This is a genomic window from Streptomyces sp. NPDC054847 (assembly GCF_053610925.1).
In genome coordinates this window covers 1-1,660 of the sequence record NZ_JBSGZJ010000745.1, presented here as the reverse complement: position 1 = coordinate 1,660, position 1,660 = coordinate 1, and the positions used below count along the sequence as shown (strand labels likewise).

Genomic DNA, 1,660 nt, shown 5'->3' with positions numbered 1-1,660 from the left:
CCCTTGAAGGCGGCGCGCCGCGCCCTCCTACACGCGGAAGCGCGGGAGATCGTGTTCGACTTTCTTGAAGGCTACGACTTGCTCGGGGCGTTCTGGGTGACGGTGCAACTCACCGTTTTCTCCGGAATCGGCTCTCTGGTGCTCGGCACCGTCCTCGCCGCGATGCGAGTGAGCCCGGTGCCCCTGATGCGCGCGTTCGGCACGTTCTACGTGAACGTGGTCCGGAACATCCCGCTCACTGTGATCATCGTCTTCTCCTCGCTCGGCCTCGCCGACGTCTTCGGCATGACGCTGGGCGCGGCCGACGACTTCGAGGCCAAGTTCTTCCGACTCGCTGTCTTCGGGCTCTCTGCCTACACCGCGGCGTTCGTGTGCGAGGCGGTGCGGTCCGGCATCAACACGGTGCCGGTCGGTCAGGCAGAGGCGGCGCGGGCCATCGGGCTGAGCTTTACCCAGGTCCTCACGACCGTGGTTCTCCCGCAGGCGTTCCGCTCGGTCGTCGGTCCGCTCACCAATGTGCTGATTGCCCTCACCAAGAACACCACGGTCGCGGCGGCCATCGGTGTGGCGGAAGCGGCTCTGCTGATGAAGGAGATGATCGAGAACGAGGCACAGCTCGTCCTCATTTCGGCGATCTTCGCCTTTGGCTTTGTTGTTCTGACCCTTCCCACCGGTCTCATCCTCGGCTGGGTCGGCAAGCGTGTGGCGGTGAAGCGATGACGTCCGTTCTTTACGACGCCCCCGGCCCCCGGGCCAAGCGGCGCAACATCGTCTACACGGCTGTCTTTCTCGTGCTGCTGGCGCTCGGCATCTGGTGGGTCATCGGCGTCATGTCCGACCACGGACAGCTCGAATGGTCACTGTGGAAGCCGTTCACCCAGTCCGCGGCATGGACGACCTATCTGCTGCCCGGCCTCGTCAACACGCTGAAGGCGGCGGCCCTCGCCATGGTCATCGCCCTGCCGCTGGGTGCGATCTTCGGCATCGCCCGGCTCTCCGACCACATCTGGGTCCGTGTCCCGGCGGGTGTGGTCGTGGAGTTCTTCCGCGCCATTCCCGTCCTGCTCCTGATGTTGTTCGCGAACGAGCTCTACGCGCGCTACACCGACATCAGCAGTGAGCTGCGTCCGCTGTACGCAGTGGTCACCGGCCTGGTGCTGTACAACGCGTCGGTCCTCGCCGAGGTCGTACGGGCCGGCATCCTGTCGCTGCCCAAGGGCCAGTCGGAGGCCGCCAAGGCCATCGGGCTGCGCAAGGGCCAGACGATGACGAGCATCCTGCTGCCGCAGTCCGTCACCGCGATGCTGCCGGCGCTGGTCAGTCAGCTGGTGGTCATCGTCAAGGACACCGCACTCGGTGGCGCGGTGCTGGCCTTCGCTGAACTGCTCAACGCGCGTTCGACTCTCTCCGCGTTCTACGCGAATGTCATCCCGAGCTTCGTCGTCGTCGCGTTGATCTACATCGTCCTCAACCTCATCCTCACCACCTTCGCCTCCTGGCTGGAGAAGAGGCTGCGGCGGGCCAAGAAGAGCACCGGAGCGGTGCTGGCCGCACCCGGTGGCGCCGAGGAGCCCGTCGCCGAGCCCGGAGTCGGCAAGACCGACGACGGACGGGCCGGCTGACGGTTCATCCGATGTTCGACCGCTGAGGGGCGGTGGCC

2 protein-coding genes are annotated in these 1,660 nt (G+C 65.9%); both read left to right on the top strand.

Annotated elements, in window-relative coordinates; all coding sequences use genetic code 11:
* Positions 1-51 precede the first annotated feature (51 nt).
* On the top strand, positions 52-720 hold the full coding sequence (locus tag ACWGH4_RS34910; RefSeq protein ID WP_441266689.1) for an ABC transporter permease subunit: 669 nt from the start codon (positions 52-54) through the stop codon (positions 718-720).
* A complete protein-coding gene (locus ACWGH4_RS34905; RefSeq protein ID WP_453467905.1) occupies positions 717-1,622 on the top strand; it encodes an amino acid ABC transporter permease in 906 nt (301 codons plus the stop codon). Before ACWGH4_RS34910 ends, ACWGH4_RS34905 begins: the two co-directional genes overlap by 4 nt.
* Positions 1,623-1,660 lie beyond the last annotated feature (38 nt).

Bases quoted from the DNA above. Each gene is read 5' to 3' on its own strand.
- ACWGH4_RS34905 (WP_453467905.1), top strand. From the start codon at position 717: ATGACGTCCGTTCTTTACGACGCCCCCGGCCCCCGGGCCAAGCGGCGC.